At 66.4% G+C, this 17,304-nt stretch carries 15 protein-coding genes; 8 read left to right on the plus strand and 7 right to left on the minus strand.

Features of this window, described 5'->3' with window-relative positions:
- Positions 1 to 157: 157 nt before the first annotated feature.
- Complete coding sequence (locus E8F06_RS14705; protein WP_271472082.1) at positions 158 to 400, plus strand: hypothetical protein; 243 nt, start codon at positions 158 to 160, stop codon at positions 398 to 400.
- 24 nt (positions 401 to 424) lie between these two features.
- On the opposite strand, the gene E8F06_RS14710 is transcribed toward E8F06_RS14705, so the two are convergent.
- A complete protein-coding gene (locus tag E8F06_RS14710) occupies positions 425 to 1,141 on the minus strand; it encodes an SOS response-associated peptidase (protein WP_348532257.1) in 717 nt (238 codons plus the stop codon).
- A 268-nt stretch (positions 1,142 to 1,409) separates the two neighbouring features.
- Between E8F06_RS14710 and E8F06_RS14715 the strand changes: the two genes are divergently transcribed.
- The 4 genes from E8F06_RS14715 (at position 1,410) to E8F06_RS14730 (ending at position 8,343) form a co-directional block, all read left to right on the plus strand.
- A complete protein-coding gene (locus E8F06_RS14715) occupies positions 1,410 to 3,023 on the plus strand; it encodes a M28 family metallopeptidase (protein ID WP_280368419.1) in 1,614 nt (537 codons plus the stop codon).
- Positions 3,024 to 3,228: 205 nt separating this feature from the next.
- Positions 3,229 to 3,843 carry a translesion DNA synthesis-associated protein ImuA gene (gene imuA / locus E8F06_RS14720; RefSeq protein ID WP_280368421.1) on the plus strand — a complete coding sequence of 205 codons (615 nt, stop codon included), beginning with the start codon at positions 3,229 to 3,231 and terminating at the stop codon, positions 3,841 to 3,843.
- Positions 3,844 to 3,850: 7 nt separating this feature from the next.
- Positions 3,851 to 5,266, plus strand: a complete 1,416-nt coding sequence (locus E8F06_RS14725) for a DNA polymerase Y family protein (RefSeq protein WP_280368423.1) — start codon at positions 3,851 to 3,853, stop codon at positions 5,264 to 5,266.
- A complete protein-coding gene (locus E8F06_RS14730; RefSeq protein WP_280368426.1) occupies positions 5,263 to 8,343 on the plus strand; it encodes an error-prone DNA polymerase in 3,081 nt (1,026 codons plus the stop codon). Before E8F06_RS14725 ends, E8F06_RS14730 begins: the two co-directional genes overlap by 4 nt.
- Positions 8,344 to 8,650: 307 nt before the next feature.
- On the opposite strand, the gene E8F06_RS14735 is transcribed toward E8F06_RS14730, so the two are convergent.
- From E8F06_RS14735 to E8F06_RS14745, 3 genes are all read right to left on the minus strand, one after another.
- A complete protein-coding gene (locus E8F06_RS14735) occupies positions 8,651 to 8,836 on the minus strand; it encodes a hypothetical protein (protein ID WP_280368428.1) in 186 nt (61 codons plus the stop codon).
- A 126-nt stretch (positions 8,837 to 8,962) separates the two neighbouring features.
- Positions 8,963 to 9,373, minus strand: coding sequence for a hypothetical protein (locus tag E8F06_RS14740; protein WP_280368431.1), 411 nt, complete (start codon positions 9,371 to 9,373; stop codon positions 8,963 to 8,965).
- A 31-nt stretch (positions 9,374 to 9,404) separates the two neighbouring features.
- The gene (locus E8F06_RS14745) at positions 9,405 to 9,887 is read right to left on the minus strand and encodes a GreA/GreB family elongation factor (RefSeq protein WP_280368432.1); all 483 of its coding nucleotides are present in this window, start codon (positions 9,885 to 9,887) and stop codon (positions 9,405 to 9,407) included.
- A 578-nt stretch (positions 9,888 to 10,465) separates the two neighbouring features.
- Here E8F06_RS14745 and E8F06_RS14750 point away from each other — a divergent pair.
- The gene (locus E8F06_RS14750; protein WP_280368585.1) at positions 10,466 to 10,876 is read left to right on the plus strand and encodes a sel1 repeat family protein; all 411 of its coding nucleotides are present in this window, start codon (positions 10,466 to 10,468) and stop codon (positions 10,874 to 10,876) included.
- Positions 10,877 to 11,042: 166 nt separating this feature from the next.
- Positions 11,043 to 12,407, plus strand: coding sequence for a DNA recombination protein RmuC (gene rmuC, locus E8F06_RS14755; protein ID WP_280368587.1), 1,365 nt, complete (start codon positions 11,043 to 11,045; stop codon positions 12,405 to 12,407).
- 301 nt (positions 12,408 to 12,708) lie between these two features.
- Here the strand turns inward: rmuC and E8F06_RS14760 are convergent, their stop codons facing one another.
- The 3 genes from E8F06_RS14760 to E8F06_RS14770 are packed head-to-tail and all read right to left on the minus strand — an operon-like array spanning position 12,709 to position 16,230.
- The gene (locus E8F06_RS14760; RefSeq protein WP_280368434.1) at positions 12,709 to 13,593 is read right to left on the minus strand and encodes a metal-dependent hydrolase; all 885 of its coding nucleotides are present in this window, start codon (positions 13,591 to 13,593) and stop codon (positions 12,709 to 12,711) included.
- Between the two features lie 10 nt (positions 13,594 to 13,603).
- Positions 13,604 to 15,367 carry an SDR family oxidoreductase gene (locus E8F06_RS14765; protein WP_280368437.1) on the minus strand — a complete coding sequence of 588 codons (1,764 nt, stop codon included), beginning with the start codon at positions 15,365 to 15,367 and terminating at the stop codon, positions 13,604 to 13,606.
- Positions 15,364 to 16,230, minus strand: coding sequence for a M24 family metallopeptidase (locus E8F06_RS14770; RefSeq protein ID WP_280368438.1), 867 nt, complete (start codon positions 16,228 to 16,230; stop codon positions 15,364 to 15,366). The genes E8F06_RS14765 and E8F06_RS14770 overlap by 4 nt, the downstream gene beginning before the upstream one ends.
- Before the next feature lie 261 nt (positions 16,231 to 16,491).
- Between E8F06_RS14770 and E8F06_RS14775 the strand changes: the two genes are divergently transcribed.
- A complete protein-coding gene (locus E8F06_RS14775; RefSeq protein ID WP_280368441.1) occupies positions 16,492 to 17,301 on the plus strand; it encodes a MerR family transcriptional regulator in 810 nt (269 codons plus the stop codon).
- Positions 17,302 to 17,304 lie beyond the last annotated feature (3 nt).

A 17,304-nucleotide genomic window follows, 5' to 3' on the forward strand; every position in this document is an offset into this window, starting at 1 on the left:
GCATCGGGCGAACGAAAGGGCGCTGGTCTTGAAGAGGGCCGCTTGCGACTCTGCGAGTGCCGTTCACCGGATTTCTCGTTCCCGGCTGGCGAGCTTGAGGTTGGTACGCTATTGCTAATCAAGTGCATCTGGAAACGTGATGCACCAGGAGCGATTCGTGATCGAACCGGTTTACTGGGCGGAGCTGCGCCGGCTCTCGCTCAATGTCTCTGCCGCGCACATCGCCATGGTGGCTTTCCTGGAAGAAGCAGCAGTCCCTTGGTCGGATGATCAGATGATGGAGTTCGAGCGGCTGTTGGTGGCTGAACGGATAGCCATCAGCGCGTACACGACCCTCTCTTCGTATATCGACGTGCGAACGTCGACGCCCGCCCGATTGCGGTTGGTGGCTGGCGAATAATCCACCCTAAACGGGCCGGGCCCTTCAGCAGCCTGGCTCGGCAATCGCCTCGATCAACCCCTCGTCATCGTTCTGAGCACTGTTCACCCGCGTGGAGACCGCGTGCCCGGTGAAGTCATCGCGTGCCTGGGCGATGACGTGTTGCACGTGCTCGCCGGATGTTTCGGGGGCCAGCCACAGCGCGAACTGTTCCGGCGGCAGTATCACCGGCATGCGCTGGTGGATGGTGCGAATGGCCGGTGCGGCTTCCCGTGTGAGGAGGGCGCACGACGTGATCGCCTGTCCTTCCGGGCCGGTCCAGGTGGCCCACATCGCGGCGATGGCCAGAAGCGGGTCATTCGGGCTGTAGAGGTAGTAGGGCTGGTGGACCAGGCGGCCGCTGGCGTTGCGAACCTGCTGATTCGGGTTCCACTCGTACCAGCCCTGGGCGGGCATCAGGCAGCGGTGGCTGCGCAGGCTCTGGCGCCACAGGGGCTTGCCGGCGGCCTCTTCACTGCGGGCGAAGAAGGACATGGTCGGTGGCTTCGTCTCCTTCCACCAGGAGGGGATCAGGCCCCAACGCGCCGACACCAGTTCCAGTTCCCCTTGTTCATCCAGGCGCAGCATTGGCACCTGGCTGGTGGGGGCCACATTGAAGCTCTGGATCCAGCGACCCGAGTCCCGCGCGCCGATGTGCCAATAGTCTTCGATGGCGCGATCGGAGGGGCTGACGTAGCGGCCGCACATGGCTGGTTCCTGCATCGGGGAATGCCTTCAGCATAGAACCCGCACAGCTGCCATACGCGCTGGTGATATGAGGTGGCCATCTATTTGATGGCTATCCAGTGGCGTATCTCCGGCCATTTGCTGCGAAAAAGGCGACAAAGTGCACGTTTTTTACACGTGCCCGGAAGAACCGAATGACCTTGCGCCAGTCTGTTCTCTCAGGCCTGCACCCGAGGATGCCGTACAGGACAGTGGCGCAACGCCACGGCAGGCCGCCTACAACCACTTCAAAAGGATTGAAGTCATGACCCACAAGAACAACGTCAGACGTGTTGTTGGTTCCCTGATTCTCGCCGCTTCCACTTCCACCCTTGCCGCCCCGGCGCCTGAAGGCGATGCCTTCGGCGATTACTGGAGTCCCGGAAAACCCAACCCCGCTCTCTGCAAATCACCGGTGCTGGTTGGCACACCCGTGGGCCTGCCGCGATGTCTGCAGGCGAGCAACGTGATGCAGCGCCTGCAGGAGCTGCAGGACATCGCCACCCTCAACGATGGCAACCGCGCGGCTGGCTTGCCGGGCTACCAGGCCTCGATCGACTACGTGAAGCAGACCCTGGAGCGCGCCGGCTACCAGGTGCGGGTGCAGCCGTTCCCCTTCACCGCCTACTTTCCCAAGGGGCCAGGCACCTTGCAGGCTTTGACGCCACAACCGGCGGAATACGTCTGGGAGGAGGACTTCACTTACCTGTCGCAGACCGATGCCGGCGACGTCAGCGCCCCGGTGGTGCCGGTGGACCTGGCCCTCGGCGCCGGCAACACCTCCACCAGCGGTTGCGAGGCGGAGGATTTCGCCGGATTCCCCAGCGGCGCCATCGCCCTGGTCCAGCGCGGCAGCTGCAACTTCGAGCTGAAGGCGGAGAACGCCGCGGCGGCTGGTGCGGCGGGTGTGATCATTTTCAACCAGGGCAATACCGAGGAGCGCAAAGGCCTGGAAAACGTCACCCTGGGCGACACCTACGAGGGCGGCATCCCGGTGCTGTTCGCCACCTATGACAACGGCGTTGCCTGGTCCCAGACCCCCGGCCTGCAATTGCGCATGGTGGCGGACGTGATCCGCGAGAAGACGCAGACCTTCAACCTGGTGGCCGAAACCCGGCGCGGCGATCCGAAGAACGTAGTGATGGCCGGTGCGCACCTGGATTCGGTGTTCGAAGGCCCCGGCATCAACGACAACGGCTCGGGCAGCGCGGCGTTGCTGGAAATGGCCGTGCTGCTGCGCAAGGCGCACCCGCAGAACAAGGTGCGTTTCGCCTGGTGGGGCGCGGAGGAATCCGGGCTGGTGGGCTCGACCTTCTACGTCAACAGCCTGAGCGATGAGGAACGGAAGCAGATCAAGGCGTACCTGAACTTCGACATGATCGGTTCGCCGAACTTCGGCAACTTCATCTATGACGGCGACGGCTCTTCCTTTGGCCTGCAGGGCCCGCCCGGCTCGGCTGCCATCGAGCGTCTGTTCGAGGCCTACTTCAAGCTGCGTGGCGAGCCTGCCGAAGGCACCCAGATCGACTTCCGCTCCGACTATGCGCAGTTCTTCGAGGTGGGCATTCCCTTCGGCGGCCTGTTCACCGGCGCCGAAGACATCAAGAGCGAAGAGCAGGCGCAGAAGTACGGCGGCGCCGCCGGCCAGCCCTTCGACCCCTGCTACCACCAGGGCTGCGACAACACCGCCAACATCGACCTGAACGCCCTGGAGATCAACGGGGACGCCATGGCCTTCGCCACCAGTTGGCTGTCGCTGTCGACCAAGATCATCGATGACGAGATCGCCGCGGCCGCCGAGCAGGCGAAGGGTGCCAAGACCCTGCGTGTGCAGTCGGTGCGCCAGTCCGAGCGCTGGGGTAATCACTTCGTGAAATGACGGAAGGGCGGCGGGCCTGCGGAGCCTCGTGCTTTCGCAGGCCTTCCGTCTTTTCTGAATTGACCGTAGGAAGTCTCTGCGATTTACTGTATATAAATACAGTATTCGTAGGATTTCCCCTAATGGCCTTGATGATTGTTCCTGGCCCTTTCGGCAGCCCCGCCCCGGGGCTGCCGTTTTTCTCTTCTGGCAGTGAGTGGAGCTGATGGGCGCTGTCGTTGCCCTCGATGCCCTGCTCAATGAGCGGCGGGTCTGGAAAGGCCAGCCCGGCGCGCTGCCGTCCGATAGCGACCAACCCACCGGCCTTGCTGCCCTGGACCGGGTCCTGCCCGGCGGTGGTTGGCCTGAGGCTGCGCTCAGCGAAATCCTCGTTCCGGCCGCAGGCCTGGGCGAGCTGCGTCTGCTCTGGCCCACACTGGCACGGCTGACCGCCAGCGCTGAGCGCGTGGTGCTGGTGGCGCCGCCGCATATCCCTTATCCACAGGCCTGGCAGGCTGCCGGCGTTGACCTGCGTTGGCTGGCGCTGGTGGAGGCCAGCGGCCGCGATGCCCTCTGGGCGGCCGAACAATGCCTGCGTTCCGGCAGTTGCGCAGCGGTGCTGTGCTGGCCGCAACAGGCCGATGACCGCGCCCTGCGACGCCTGCAGGTGGCCGCCGAAACCGGCCAGACCCTGGCCTTCGCCTACCGCCCGCTGGATGCCGCCCTGAACCCCTCGCCGGCGGCCTTGCGCATCGCCGTCGACGGCTGGCCGGCGCAGCTGCGGGTGCTCAAGTGCCGGGGCGGCCTGCCGCCCGCGGCGCCGATCGCCCTGTCCCGGTGATGCCGTCATGCGCTGGGCCTGCATATTGCTGCCGCAGTTGGCACTGGATGGCGTGCTGCGCGTCCACCCCGACCCCGAAGCGCCCCTGGCGCTGGTAACGGGCACGCCCCAACGCCGCGTGCTGCGTGCCCTCAACCCGGCGGCCAAGGCCCTGGGACTGCGCCCCGGCCAGTCGCTGACCGCCGCCCACGTCCTGACCCGCGACTTCACCCTGGTGGAGTACGACCCGGCGCGGATCGAGCATTGGCAGCAACTGCTGGCTGCCTGGGCCTATCGCTTCAGTTCCCAGGTCAGCCTGCGCTATCCGCGTTGCCTGCTGCTGGAGGTGGAATCCAGCTTCGCCCTGTTCGGCCCCTGGCCGCGCTTCGAGGCCCGGTTGCGGCGGGAGCTGACGGCCCTGGGCTTCCGCCATCGCATCGTCGCGGCTCCCAACCCGGCGGCGGCGCGGGTGCTGGCCAATGCCTACGATGGCCTGGCGGTGGCGAGCCAGGATGAACTGCGTGAAGCCCTCGGGCGCATGCCGGTGGATCGCGCCGGCCTGGCACGGGAGGCCGCCACTGCCTTTGCCCGCATGGGCCTGCGCCACCTGGAACAGGTGCTGGCGCTGCCCCGGGAGACAGTGGCCAGGCGCTTTCCGGCCGAAGTGCTGCAGCACCTCGATACGCTTCTGGGCGACCGTCCCCTGGCGCTGGAGTGCTATCGGCCGCCGGATGAGTTCGACCTGCGCATCGAGCTGAACTTCGAGGTGGAATCCCATCAGGCGTTGCTGTTCCCCCTGCGGCGTCTCACCGCTGACCTGGCCGCTTTCCTCGCCTGCCGTGACAGCGGCGTGCAGCGCTTCACCCTCCATCTGGAACACCGCGACCAGCCGGAAACCCGGGTGCCAGTGGGGCTGCTCAGCGCCGAGCGTGAGGCGGCCATGCTCTTCGAACTGGCCCGTGGGCGCCTGGAGCAGTTGCAGGTGCCGGCCCCGGTGCGCGCCTTCCGCCTGCAGGCGCGGGACCTGCCGGCCTTCGTCCCGGAGCGGCGCGAGCTGTTCGACGAGCGCCCGCAGCAATCCCTGCCCTGGGAGCAATTGCGCGAACGCCTGCGGGCACGCCTGGGAGACGACGCGGTGCACGGCCTGACTGCCCGTGCCGACCACCGTCCCGAATGCGCCTGGCAACTGGATGCGGAGGGCCCGCAGGCGCCGTTCCCGCCTGGTCCGCCCCGTCCCGGTTGGTTGTTGCGTGAACCCGTGCCCCTGCGGGACTCGTCCGTCCGCATCCTCGCCGGCCCCGAACGCATCGAGTCCGGCTGGTGGGATGGCGGCGACGTGCGCCGCGACTACTACCTGGTGGAAACCCGCGGTGGCCAGCGTGGCTGGGCCTTCCGCCCAGTGAACGGGGAGGGGCCGCTGCTGTTGCACGGCTGGTTCGCATGAACGCCTACGCCGAGCTGCACTGCCTGTCCAACTTCAGCTTCCAGCGCGGGGCCTCCAGCGCCGATGAGCTGTTCCAGCGCGCGAAGGATCATGGCTACGCAGCCCTGGCGATCACCGACGAATGCACCCTGGCCGGCATCGTTCGCGCCTGGCAGGCCTCGAAGAAGAGCGAGCTGCCCCTGGTGATCGGCAGCGAAGTGCGGGTCGAGGGCGGCCCGAAGCTGGTGCTGCTGGTGGAAAACCTGGCCGGCTACCAGCGCCTTTGCCGGCTCATCACCCAGGCCCGGCGGAGGGCGAAGAAGGGCGAGTACCGCTTGCTGCGTGATGACCTGGCCGAACCCACGGATGGCCTGCTGGCCCTCTGGGTGCCGGACCGGGAAGACGACGACCGCGAAGGTTCGTGGCTGCGCCAGTGTTTCCCCGAACGCCTCTGGCTGGCGGTGGAACTGCACCAGGGACCGGACGACACCGGCCGCCTGGAGCGCCTGCTGGCCCTGGCCGAGCGCGTCGGCATCCCGCCCGTGGCGACTGGCGATGTGCATATGCATGCCCGTGGCCGCCGCGCCCTGCAGGACTGCATGACTGCCGTGCGCCATCACTGCACGGTGGCCGAGGCCGGGCTGCGGTTGTTCCCCAATGGCGAGCGCCACCTGCGCCGCCGCGAGGTGCTGGCTGGCCTCTACCCGGCGCAGTTGCTGGCCGAATCGGTGCGCATCGCCCGCCGCTGCGAGTTCAGCCTGAGCCAGCTGGATTACCAGTACCCCCGTGAGCTGGTGCCGGACGGGCACAGCCCCAGCACCTGGCTGCGCGCCGCCACCGAGGAGGGGATGCTGAGACGCTGGCCCGATGGCGCGCCGGCCAAGGCGCGGGCGCTGGTGGAAAAGGAGCTCGCGCTGATCACCGAGCTGGGCTACGAGAGCTACTTCCTCACGGTGCACGACATAGTCGAGTTCGCCCGCCGTCAGAACATCCTCTGCCAGGGGCGCGGTTCGGCGGCCAACTCGGTGGTGTGCTTCGCCCTGGGGATCACCGAGCTGGACCCCTGCAGCACCACCGAACTCCTGTTCGAGCGCTTCATGTCGAAGGAGCGCAACGAACCGCCGGATATCGACGTCGACTTCGAGCACGAGCGCCGCGAGGAGGTCATCCAGTACGTATTCCGTCGCTACGGACGGGGCCGGGCGGCGCTCACGGCGGTGGTCAACACCTACCACGGCGCCGGCGCGGTACGCGATGTGGCCAAGGCCCTCGGCCTGCCGCCGGACCAGGTCAACGCCCTGGCCGATTGCTGCGGCGGCTGGAGCGACAAGGGGCCTTCGGCGGAGCGTCTGCGGGAGGTGGGTTTCGACCCGGAAAGCCCGGTGCTGCGCCGGGTCGTGACGCTGACCAACGAACTGATCGGCTTTCCCCGCCACCTGTCCCAGCACCCCGGCGGCTTCGTGATTTCAGAAGCGTCGCTGGACAGCCTGGTGCCGGTGGAAAACGCCACCATGGCCGAGCGCACCGTCATCCAGTGGGACAAGGACGACCTCGACCTGGTGGGGCTGCTGAAAGTGGACGTGCTGGCGCTGGGCATGCTCAGCGCGCTGCGCCGCTGCTTCGCCCTGATCGAGCGCTATCGAGGCATCCAGTGGACCATCGCTACCTTGCCCAAGGAGGACGAGGCCACCTACGACATGATCGGCCGCGCCGACACCATCGGCGTATTCCAGATCGAGTCGCGGGCGCAGATGTCCATGCTGCCGCGCCTGAAGCCCAGGGAGTTCTACGACCTGGTGATCCAGGTCGCCATCGTCCGTCCGGGGCCGATCCAGGGGAACATGGTCCATCCCTACCTGCGCCGGCGTAAGGGCGAGGAGGAGGTGACCTATCCCAAGGACGAGCTGATCCCGGTGTTCAAGCGCACCCTGGGCGTGCCGCTGTTCCAGGAGCAGGTGATGCAGCTGGCCATAGTCGCCGCCGACTACACGCCCGGCGAGGCGGACGAACTGCGCCGCAACATGGCTGCCTGGAAGCGTCATGGCGGCCTGGAGCACCACCGTCAGCGGCTGACGTCGCGGATGCTCGCCAAGGGCTATGAACTGGACTTCATCGAGCGGATCTTCGAGCAGATCAAGGGCTTCGGCAGCTACGGTTTCCCCGAATCCCACGCCGCCAGTTTCGCCCTGCTCACCTATGCCAGTTGCTGGCTGAAATGCCACGAGCCGGCCGCCTATGCCTGCGCCCTGATCAACAGCTGGCCGATGGGTTTCTACAGCCCCGACCAGGTACTGCAGGACGCGCGCCGCCACAAGATCGAGGTGCGTCCGGTGGATGTGCGTTATTCCGACTGGGATTGCTCCCTGGAGCCGGCGGGAGAGGAGGGCGAGCCGGCCATTCGCCTGGGGCTGCGGATGGTGCGGGGTTTTCGCGAGGACGATGCCAGGCGCATGGAGGCCGTGCGGCAGGCCACCCCCTTCAGCAGTGTCGGTGACCTGGTCCAGCGTGCCCATCTGGACGCCCGCGCCCGCGAATTGCTGGCCGACTCCGGCGCCCTGCGCGGCTTGGCCGGGCATCGTCACCGGGCGCGCTGGGCGGTCGCCGGGGTGGAAGTGCAGGCACCGCTCTTCGCCGGCCTGCCGGAGCAGGAAGAAATGCAGGTGGCCTTGCCGTTGCCCAGCGTGGGGGAAGACATGCTCACCGACTACGCCACCTTGGGCACCACCCTCGGGCCGCACCCCGTTTCCCTGCTGCGCGCGGCCTTGCACAAGCGGCGCTGCCGCAGCTCGCGGGAGCTGCTGGCGGTGGATCACGGACGGAACGTCAGCGTCGCCGGCCTGGTGGTCGGGCGCCAGCGTCCGCAGACCGCCAGCGGGGTGATCTTCGTCACCCTGGAAGACGAACACGGCATGGTCAATGTGGTGGTCTGGCACGACCTGGCCGAACGCCAGCGCCGGGTACTGGTGGTCTCCCAGCTATTGCAGGTGGACGGTCGCCTGGAGTCGGTGGACGGCGTTCGCCACCTCATCGCCCGCCGCCTGCACGACCTGACGCCGCTGCTGTCGGGGCTGGATGTGAGAAGCCGAGATTTCCACTAGATCGGAGAAGATCGCTACCCATTGGCAGCGAAAGATGGGTATCTCAGGCTCCACCCATCCTACGGGCTGACACGACAGCTGTAGGGGCGAATTCATTCGCCAAGGGCCGCGCGGCGGCCTCGTAGGTTGGTCCGAGCCCACGAGGCCCAACGCGGCAAGGCACAGGCGCCGAAGCGTTGGGTTTCGCTGCGCTCTAGCGGAACGCCGCCCGCACCAACCTACGAAAACCTCCTCGCCCTGACACGGCCTTTGTAGGGGCGAATTCATTCGCCAAGGGGCGCGAAGCGCCCCCGGCTCAACAAGAGGTTCAGTGCGGGATAACCGGTGCGTTCTTCGCCTTGTGCCGTCGGAACGAGCGGGAGGAGTGGGGTGGCGAAGGCCGGCTGTGATGGTGGTGGTGATGGTGGGAGATCCTGAGCATGGCCCACAGCAACGCGACCGCTGCCAGCAGCCAGCCCATGATCATCAGGGCTATGAAAATTTCGGGACCCATTGCGAACCGCCTCTGGCGCCGAAGTGGAGGGCGCACGACATGAGTCTAGCCGGGTCAGTGTGACGGCCAATTGAAGCCGGCTGCCTTTGGTCGGCTGGCACACTGAAATCAGACGAGGTGCGCCTGCTAACCACACTCCTGGGCCATGTTGCGCTTGGCTTTCTCGGTCGGCGCATTGCGGTACTGCTCGGTCCAGAACTGGCACTTGGCATCGTTCAGCCGGCGCTGTTCCTCCAGCCGTTCCTGGCGCTCGTTGTCTGCGCGCTGGGCGGCGTTGTAGTTCTCCTCGTACTTCTGCAGGCGCTCTTCGCCCGTGCCCGGCGGCAGGGGCGCCGGCTCCGGTTCCGCTTGCGGCGGCGCAGGCGGCGGGATGAAAACCTCGGCCACCGGGGCCTTGTTGTCGGCCGTGTAGAGCTGGTAACCGAAGTAGGTCGTCAGGCCGATGGCAATGAAACCGAGCCAGACCCCCAGGGCGACGCTGAGGGTCAGGACCAGGGGATTGAAGCTGATGCGCAGGATGCGACGTGGGCGAGCCATGGAGCCTCCAAAACGGTGTGGCGGCAGGTATTCAGTGTACCTCCAGCACCTCGAAGGTCTGCTGGCCATTGCCGATGGTCAAGGTCACCTCGGCGCCTTCGGCCTTGCCCAGCAGCGCCTGGCCCAGGGGTGAGCGCGGGCTGATCACGGTGATTTCCTCGCCTTCCTCGACCACTTTCAGGCCGGCGGCCTCGGGGCCGAGGAACAACCGCTGTTCGCTGCCGTCTTCGGCTGCCAGCAGCACCAGTGCGCTGAGCTGGATTCCGCGTGCCGGGTCGAAGGGGCGCAGGTTGAGGCTCTCGAACAACCCCAGTGCCTGCTTGATCTCCGCAGCACGGCGCGCCTGGCCGGTGGCCAGGTAGGAGGCTTCCAGGCCGAGGGTGTCGTACTTGTTCTCGGCAATGTTCTCCTTGTGGGTAGCCGCCTCGTAGGCGGTCTGCGCCGCGCGTTGCAGCAATTGCAGGTCGGCGGCGAGCTTGTCGAGGATCAGGCGATGGATGCGGGCTTTGTCCATGGGGTAGCAGGGGTCGAAGGGCCGGATTGGGCATTCTAAAAGCCTTCCCGCGTGGGAGGAAAACGGGTTCGTACAAGAGGGGGACGAACTTGTGCACAGTGTTGGCGCAGAAGGACGTTCGTACCAGCTTCCGGAGAGTGCCCGGAGCGCTTTTTTCGTGCCATTCGTCGCCGTCTGGAACGCCCGTGCAACACAGGTTCCAGGCGCATTTCAGAGCAAAATGCCCCGTAACGGGGCGGGTAGGGGCTTGACAGTTTCAAGTTGTGCACAGTTGCGATGCAGCCTCGCAAAGGGCTGATGAAATGCCCCGTAAACGCTTGATTCTCAGAGATGATTTCATAACTACATGAAAAATAAGGAATTTTATAATTGGTGAAAAAATCATCAGTTTGAGCGGAGCCCACGAACCATGAGCACTCGGTGACGTTTCGAGCATCTTCTCAACAGAGTTATCCACAGGTTCTGTGGATTTGTCCTGAGCACTTGCTCTAGAACGCCATCTGCGGCAATTGCAAGACTTTACCTGCCACGAAAAAGGAGTAGAGTTGCGCGCCTTTCCGGCCACCTGCCCCCTTTTCATGAAGTTCCGCGTCCCCGCTGAGTCTGTTTCCAGCCAGAAAACCCTGCCCACCCGCGTTGCCCTCTGGCTGCTGGACAGCCCGCGCCTGGGCCAGGCGCAGAGCGTGAAGCGGATCGCTGGCAAGTTGCTCAAGCAGCCGGCACGGGAAGGCGTGGTCGTGGCGCAAAGCCGCCTGGGCCAGATGCTCTGCCGCGACTGCGGCAACCAGCGTGACCGCCGCATCGGCCTGGACATGCTGCGCCAGGCCGCCCGCGCCGGCGACAGCCGCGCGCAGCTTGAATTGGGGCGCCTGTGCAGCCAGCCCCGCGTCAATGAACCCGAGCAGGCCCGCCACTGGCTGGAACAGGCCGCTTCCCAGGGTTCCCACGAAGCCAAACGCCTACTCGGCCGCCTCCCTCAGCATTCCTGATCGCGCCCCGCGCCGCTGGGTATACTCCCGGCATTCCAGCGCGGAGCCGCTCATGCCCCTAGATATCCCCAACCTGTTGATCGGCCTGCTGGCCGCCGCTTTACCCCTGCTGGGCCTGGCCTGGCAGCAGCAGCGCAAGCTCACTGCCCTGCAAACCGAACAGACCCTGCTCGAAGAGCGCCTGGCCAATGCCCAACTGGCCCAGGATGGCCTCACCGTCCAACTGGACGACAGCCGCGAGGAAAATCGCGAGCTCAACCACCTGAACGCCGCCCAACAGGCCGAACTGGCAGCCCTGCGCCGCGAGGCCGAGCTGCTCGGCGTCGAGCGCCAGAGTGCCCGGGAGGCCTTGCTGGCCTGGAACCAGGAACGTGAGCGCAAGGATGCCGAGCTGCGCCGCCTGGATGCCGACCGCGCCAGCCTGGAAGCCGAACTGCGGGAGCAGCGCGAGTCCCACGAGCAGCGCATGACCGACCTGCAGGCGGCCCGCGACGACCTGCGGGCGCAGTTCGCCGAACTGGCTGGGAAGATCTTCGACGAGCGCGAGCAGCGCTTCGCCGAAACCAGCCAGCAGCGCCTTGGCCAGTTGCTCGACCCCCTCAAGGAACGTATCCAGGCTTTCGAGAAGCGGGTAGAGGAGAGCTATCAACAGGAAGCCCGCGAGCGCTTCTCCCTGGGCAAGGAACTGGAGCGCCTGCAACAGCTCAACCAACGCCTGGGCGATGAAGCCACCAACCTGACCCGCGCCCTGAAAGGCCAGAAGACCCAGGGCAACTGGGGCGAGCTGGTGCTGGAACGGGTGCTGGAACACGCCGGCCTGGAGAAGGGGCGCGAATACCAGACCCAGGTCAGCCTGAAGAGTGCCGAGGGCGAGCGATTCCAGCCCGACGTACTGATCCAGCTGCCGGGGGACAAGCAGGTGGTGGTGGACGCCAAGGTCAGCCTCACCGCCTACCAGGCGCTGATCGCCGCCGACGACGAAGCCGCCCGCAGCCAGGCCCTGAAGCAACACGTGCTGTCCTTGCGCAGCCACCTCAAGGGACTGTCAGTGAAGGACTACCAGCGCCTGGAAGGGCTGCACAGCCTGGACTTCGTGCTGCTGTTCGTGCCCATCGAAGCCGCCTTCGCCGCTGCCCTGCAAGCTGATCCGGGGTTGTTCCAGGAAGCCTTCGAGCAGCACATCGTGATCGTCAGCCCGACCACCCTGCTGGCCACCCTGCGGGTAATCGACAGCCTCTGGCGCCAGGAGCGGCAGAGCCAGAACGCCCGCGAGATCGCCGAGCGCGCCGGGGCGCTGTACGACAAATTCGTCGCCTTCGTCCAGGACCTGGATGAGATGGGCAGCCGCCTGCAACAGCTGGACAAGGCCTACGCCAACGCCCGCAACAAGCTGGTGGATGGCCGCGGCAACCTCATCAGCCGGGTGGAAAACCTCAAGCTCCTCGGCGCCCGCGCCAGCAAGAGCCTGCCCAATGACCTGCTGGAAAGGGCAGCGGGGTTGCCGCTGCTGGATGAGCAGTTCGAGGGGTGAGATTTCGCGGGGTCCGATTGTTGGGCTTCGCGTCGCTCAGCCACAACCTACGATTCGCGAATGAGTTCGCACACAGGTCGGTAGGGTGGGCTTCAGCCCACCATCGCAGGTCAGCGTGGGCTAAAGCCCACCCTACAAGGCTGCTTGGCGATTGAAATCGCCCCCACAGGAAAGGTGTCCGCCGGTTGGCACGGAGTAGCCGGCGCGAGGCACCCCTCTCCCTCTGGGAGAGGGTTGGGGTGAGGGCGGCGGACTTCTCGGCTACACCTTCCCCACCGCACACAAATTCATCCCACCAGCTTCAACCCGCCGCCTCCGCCGCAGCCCGCTGCGCGGCAGGGGAGCTTGCCAGGTAATCCAGCGCCACCTGCAGGTCGCCTTCGGTACGAGGGTGGAAGTCCGGCCGGAAGTAGCGCATGACCGCCACGCCGATGCTGCCCATGGGCGGCAGCAGGTCGCGCTTGCCCAGGGCGCGCCAGAGGCGGAGGAAGCCCCAGTGGTAGCGGGTGGACGGGTCCTGGCGCATCAGCGTGCGCATCGAGCGGCTGAACAGGAAGATCAGCGCACCGCTGGCCACCAGCATGTAGAACCAGCGCATCAGCAGGCTGCCTTTCAGGTGCACGTGCAGGTCGTGGGCCACGCAGCGGTGTTCCACTTCCTCGGCGCCGTGCCAGCGCAGCAGGTCGAGCATCACCGGGTCGGCGTCGTCCAGGCTGCGGGTCGTGATGATCCAGTTGCCCAGCACGCAGGTGAAATGCTCCACCGCGGCAATCAGGCCAACCCGCTGGCGCAGCCACCAGGGCTGTAGCCAGCGGGTGAAGGTGTTTTCGCCCAGGGGGTAGTCGCACAGCACCTTCTCGAACAGCCAGTAGATGCCCTTGGTGAAGGGCGTCGGGTCGATGCCGTGGCGTTCCAGGTAAGGGGTGAGCGCGCTGTCGTGGGCGCGGGCGTGTTGCGCTTCCTGGCGCACGAAGCCGCGCACGTCTTCGCGCAACTGCTCGTCGGTAATCAGCGGCAGGGCCTTGTTGTAAACCCGGCAGAACCAGAATTCCCCGGCCGGCAGGATCAGGTGCAGGGTGTTCATGATGTGCGAGGCCTCCGGTTCGCCGGGTACCCAGTGCAGCGGCGTGTCGGCGAAGTCGAAGCGCACCTTGCGCTGTTCCAGGCGGTGATGCTCTTGGCTCATGGACAGGTCCTCAGGCAGACAGGTTGAGGCGCGCCAACAGGCGCGACAGCCAGGGGGCGAAGCGCCATTGGGCGACGCTGAGGTGGGCTTCACTGCCCACGGCCTGCACCGGCTTGTTGCGCTCCACCGCGTCGGCGATGCGGGTGGCGACGGTTTCGGCGGTGAGGTTGCGGCGCTGGTAGAGGCGCTGCACCTTGGCCTTGCGTTTGGCTTCGGCTTCCCCGTCCAGGCCGTTGAAGCGGGTGGCCTGGATGATTCCGGTGTTGACCAGCCCCGGGCAGATTGCGGTAACGCCGATGCCCTTGCCGGCCAGTTCGGCACGCAGGCATTCGCTGAGCATCAGCACCGCCGCCTTGCTGGTGGCATAGGCGGCGTAGTTGCGCGAGGGCACGAAGGCGGCCGCCGAGGCGACGTTGACGATATGCCCGCCCTTGCCGGCCTCCAGCATCTGCCGGGCGAACAGCCGGCAGCCGTCGATCACGCTCCACAGGTTGACCCGCAGCAGGCGTTCCCAGTCCTCGGGACGGGTGTCGAGCATGGCGCCGGCCATGCCGATGCCGGCGTTGTTGACCACCAGGTCCGGGCTGCCGAACTCGTCCCGCACCCAGTCGGCGAAGGCTTCCATCTGCGCGCTGTCGCTGACGTCCAGCTGCCTGGCCCAGGCTTCCGCGCCCAGGGCCCTGGCCAGCTCCGCGCTGCGCTCGGCGGCGGCCAGGTCGATATCGGCGGCCAGCACATTGGCGCCGCGCTCAGCGAACTCCAGCAGCGTGGAGCGACCGATACCGCCGCCGGCACCGGTCACCAACACCAGCTTGCCGGCGAAGCTGCCGCTGCCGGGGCGCACCTTGGCCAGTCGCAGGGCGCGGCTGATGTCGCCTCCTTCCAGGTGATCGACGAACTCGCGAATCCAGCCAGCCAGGCGACTGGGATCGGCCATCAGTTGCCAGTGGCCGGCGGCCACCTCACGGCGCCACAGGCGCGGTACCCAGCGATCGAGATCCTGGAACAACTGCGGACGGACGAAGCGGTCGCGGGTGGGCACGATCAGTTGCACCGGCACCTCGGTCGGCCGCTGGCGCGGGCGGAACAGGCTGCTGATGAAGTTGGCGCGGTACAGCTTGACCCCGTGCTGGCCATCGGACGCCTGGGTCGGATTGGGGCGTGATTCGCGTACGCCTTCCAGCCGCCGCAGCAGGGTCGGCCAGGCGCGGGCCAGCCCGGCGCGCCAGAGCAGCTCAGGCACCAGCGGGGTATGGAAGAAGCCGATGTACCAGGAGCTGACCAGTTGCCCGATGACCTGGCCGAGGGCGCGCGGGCGCTTTTCCTTCAGGCGGGCGCGCATCCAGTGGCCGACATGATCGAGGCAGGGACCGGAAATCGTGGTGTAGGAGGCCAGCAGCGGCTGGATACGGGGTTCGGTCACCGCTTCCCAGGACTGGATCGAGCCCCAGTCGTGGGCGATCAGGTGCACCGGACGATCGGGGCTGACGGCCTTGATCACCGCTTCCAGGTCGTTGGCCAGCTTCTCCAGCCGGTAGTCGCGGGTTTTGCGCGGAATGTCCGAGGCGCCGGCGCCACGCACGTCGTAGGCGATGATCTGGCAGTCGGCGGCCAGCTCGCGAATCAGCGGCAACCAGACCTCGTGGTTATCGGGATAGCCGTGGACCAGCAGCAGCGTCGGGCCGGCGGCATTGCCCCAGCGGTAGGCGGCCAGTTCGACACCATCGCCCTTCACGGCGAAGCGTTGGGGTTCCAGCATCAGCGGCGCGTTCATGCGGCCACCTGCTTGCCCTGCTGGCGGGCCTGCCAGCGGCGCACGTGGGGCAGGTCGTCATCCAGCCAGAAGGCGCCGTCCTCGGTCACCACCAGCAGTTCTTCGAACTTGGCGCCGACGCCACGGAAACCCAGGTGCGGTTCCACCGCCCAGAGGCCGGGGGTTGGCGGATGCTCCGAACGGCTATTGCTCGACCACAGGGGCGACCAGCCTTCGCGGCGGCCGGTGATCAGCGCGTTGCGGGTCAGGGTGTAGATGTTGCGCACGCCGAAGCGGGCGATGGACAGGCCCTGCTTGCGCTCGCCGAGCTTTTCCACCCGGTGGGCCAGCACCTCGAACGGATAGGCCTTGTGCCGGGGCAGGGTGCCCTGGCGGGCGCAGAGGCTGTCCACCGCCTGGCTGACCCTGGCCAGCGGCTGGCGCTGCTGCACGAGGTCGAGGATCAGTTGGCGATGCTCCATCAGGTCGTCCATCAGGCGCTCGACCACGAGGTTGCTGCCCAGGGCACCGGAGTAGCCGATATCCGCCGTGTAGGCGCCCAGGGTCGGCGCGCAGTCGAGGATGAATGGCATGCCTTCCTCCAGGCGCTGCTTGCCGGGGTAGAAGGCCAGGTTGAATCCGCCCAGGTGGCGCAGCCCGTCGAAGCCCTTGAAGGCGGTGCGCGGACCGAACCAGGCGAAAGGCTGATGGAACCAGTCGCGCACGCCGTGATCCTGCAACCAGGTCTTCATCAGGGCGGCGGCTTCCTTCTCGCTGATGCCGGGTTTCAGTTCGGCGGCGATGGCTTGGGCGCAGCGATAGGCCAGTTGCTGCACATTGCGGAACTCGGACAGATCTTGGGCACTGAGGGCAGGGGCAGGCATGGGAATCTCCGTGTCGTGACTGTTACATCAGTCAATGTCACGGTTATTCTTGAACAGGGATTCCGGCCCTGGCCATAGCTTGCCGATGCCCAATGCCTCCGCTGTTACCGCGTTACCGAATGGTTACAGGGTGCGAAATAGAGCGTCTGCAGCGAAATTTCCCCATTGCCGTGAAAGGTGTCCCACGACAAGTCCAGCCAATGGTTGGGCCAATCCGGGGGCTGTTGTTGGCGGAAGAGGGGCGGCGATATGATCCGGCCCATGAAAAATGTCCCCTCCTTTCTCAGCAAACTCCTCAACCAGGCCGCCGAGCCTCCGGTAGTGCCGGACGCCGAATACACGGTGGACGAACTGGCCCTTGAGGCCGGAACCACGGTACGGAACCTGCGCGCCTATCAGGACCGCGGCCTGCTGCCGCCGCCGGAGCGGCGCGGAAGGGTGGGCATCTACAACGGCGAGCACCTGGCCCGGCTGCGGCTGATCGGCCAGTTGCTGGAGCGCGGCTACAGCATCGCCAGCATTCGCGAACTGCTGGAAGCCTGGGAACAGGGGCAGGACCTCGCCCATGTGCTGGGGCTGGAGCAGGCCATAGTCGGCGCCTGGAACCTGGTGGAACCCACGCGCCTGGGCTTCGACGAAGTGCAGGCGCTGTTCGGCGCCGACCTCACCGACGACAACATGGACCGCGCCCGCGAGCTGGGCCTGATCGAGTTCGCCGGTGATCACTTGCGGGTGCTCAATCCGCGTGTGTTCAGCGCCGGGGTGCAGCTCTACCGCTCCGGGATTCCGCTGGACGTGCTGCTGGCCCAATTCGTCGCGATCCGCCGCCAAGTGGAGCCGGTGTCCGCCGGCATCGTGCGGATGATCGTCGAGCACCTGGTCAACCCGCTGCTGTCCGGCAGCCTGCCCCATGTCAGCGAACTGGACGAACTCAATCGCCAGTTGCTGGCGCTGCGTCCGTTGGTGGAACAGGTGGTGGACAGCGAGCTGGCGCGAGGGCTGCAGCTCTCGGCCAACCAGGAACTGGGCGAGCGCGTTGGCGAGCTGCTGAAAGGCTTCCTGAAGCGCTGAATC

Source organism: Pseudomonas sp. BN411 (assembly GCF_029871235.1).
Classification (GTDB): domain Bacteria; phylum Pseudomonadota; class Gammaproteobacteria; order Pseudomonadales; family Pseudomonadaceae; genus Metapseudomonas.

What these genes read in the sequence shown, in the direction of transcription:
- E8F06_RS14710 (WP_348532257.1), bottom strand. Translation starts at nt 1,141, where the DNA reads ATGCAGGAACCAGCCATGTGCGGCCGCTACGTCAGCCCCTCCGATCGC.
- E8F06_RS14715 (WP_280368419.1), top strand. Translation starts at nt 1,410, where the DNA reads ATGACCCACAAGAACAACGTCAGACGTGTTGTTGGTTCCCTGATTCTC.
- imuA (WP_280368421.1), top strand. Translation starts at nt 3,229, where the DNA reads ATGGGCGCTGTCGTTGCCCTCGATGCCCTGCTCAATGAGCGGCGGGTC.
- E8F06_RS14725 (WP_280368423.1), top strand. Translation starts at nt 3,851, where the DNA reads ATGCGCTGGGCCTGCATATTGCTGCCGCAGTTGGCACTGGATGGCGTG.
- E8F06_RS14730 (WP_280368426.1), top strand. Translation starts at nt 5,263, where the DNA reads ATGAACGCCTACGCCGAGCTGCACTGCCTGTCCAACTTCAGCTTCCAG.
- E8F06_RS14735 (WP_280368428.1), bottom strand. Translation starts at nt 8,836, where the DNA reads ATGGGTCCCGAAATTTTCATAGCCCTGATGATCATGGGCTGGCTGCTG.
- E8F06_RS14740 (WP_280368431.1), bottom strand. Translation starts at nt 9,373, where the DNA reads ATGGCTCGCCCACGTCGCATCCTGCGCATCAGCTTCAATCCCCTGGTC.
- E8F06_RS14745 (WP_280368432.1), bottom strand. Translation starts at nt 9,887, where the DNA reads ATGGACAAAGCCCGCATCCATCGCCTGATCCTCGACAAGCTCGCCGCC.
- E8F06_RS14750 (WP_280368585.1), top strand. Translation starts at nt 10,466, where the DNA reads ATGAAGTTCCGCGTCCCCGCTGAGTCTGTTTCCAGCCAGAAAACCCTG.
- E8F06_RS14760 (WP_280368434.1), bottom strand. Translation starts at nt 13,593, where the DNA reads ATGAGCCAAGAGCATCACCGCCTGGAACAGCGCAAGGTGCGCTTCGAC.
- E8F06_RS14765 (WP_280368437.1), bottom strand. Translation starts at nt 15,367, where the DNA reads ATGAACGCGCCGCTGATGCTGGAACCCCAACGCTTCGCCGTGAAGGGC.
- E8F06_RS14770 (WP_280368438.1), bottom strand. Translation starts at nt 16,230, where the DNA reads ATGCCTGCCCCTGCCCTCAGTGCCCAAGATCTGTCCGAGTTCCGCAAT.
- E8F06_RS14775 (WP_280368441.1), top strand. Translation starts at nt 16,492, where the DNA reads ATGAAAAATGTCCCCTCCTTTCTCAGCAAACTCCTCAACCAGGCCGCC.